The sequence below is a fragment of the Streptomyces silaceus genome, assembly GCF_001419745.1.
Classification (GTDB): Bacteria; Actinomycetota; Actinomycetes; order Streptomycetales; family Streptomycetaceae; genus Streptomyces; species Streptomyces silaceus.
The window spans coordinates 1426-2296 of the sequence record NZ_LIRJ01000353.1 but is presented as its reverse complement, the minus strand read 5'-3'; the positions used below and the strand labels follow the sequence as shown (position 1 = coordinate 2296).

Sequence of the window (871 nt, the reverse complement as noted above, 5' to 3'; positions counted from 1 at the left end):
CCGGGTGCCGTGCCCTTGGCGGGGCGCAGCGCGACGGTGTGCGTGGCGCGGGGCGGCCAGACGCGGTCGGTGGTCCAGTGGTCCGGGGTGCGCTCGATGTCGGCCATGGGCTCGCGGTCGATGCCGTTGTCGTAGCCGAGGAGTTCGTGGTCGAACCAGCGGTGCAGNNGGCGCGGCGGAAGTCGAACGGATCGACGTGGCCGGCCTGGCTCAGCCAGAGCTTGCGCTCGACGCCGTGCTCGGCGAGGGCGTCCCACCACTGGCCGAAGTGCTTGGTGCGGACGTTGAGGTCCTGCATGCCGTGCACGGCGAAGACGCTGGCCCGCACCTTGCCCGCGTCCGGCACGTGGTCGCGCTCGGCCCACAGCGGGGTCCAGTCGCCGGTGCGGGGCGCGCCGTCGATCAGGCGCTGCTTCACCGCGCCGCAGCGGGCGTGTGCCTCGGGGCTCTCCACGCCGTACGCGAGGCGCTCGGGGCCGCTGTTGTAGAGCGGGGCGCCCTTGGCGAAGTAGTAGTCGTACCAGGAGGAGATCGCGCCGATCGGGACGATGGTCTTGAGGCCGCGCACTCCGGTGGCGGCCACGCCGTTCGCGACGGTCCCGTCGTAGCTCTTGCCGATCATGCCGGTGGCGCCGTTGGTCCACGCGGCCGTGGCGCGCTCGTCGCCGGTACGGCTGGTGTAGCCGCGGCCCCGGCCGTTCAGCCAGTCGACGACGGCCTTGGCGGACTGGATGTCGGAGCGGCCGCCGATGTCGACGCAGCCGTCGGAGCGGTTGGTGCCGGCGAGGTCCACGGCGACGTAGCCGTAGCCGCGGGGCACGAAGTAGTTGTCGTAGTACAGGGGGAACTGGACGGGCCTGCCGTCCGCGTC

General features: G+C 72.6%; 1 protein-coding gene. It reads right to left on the bottom strand.

Going from position 1 to position 871, the window contains the following annotated elements:
* Window positions 1-169: 169 nt before the first annotated feature.
* A partial coding sequence (locus AOK22_RS43080) for a CocE/NonD family hydrolase (protein WP_279617095.1) occupies window positions 170-871 on the bottom strand: 702 nt, incomplete at both ends.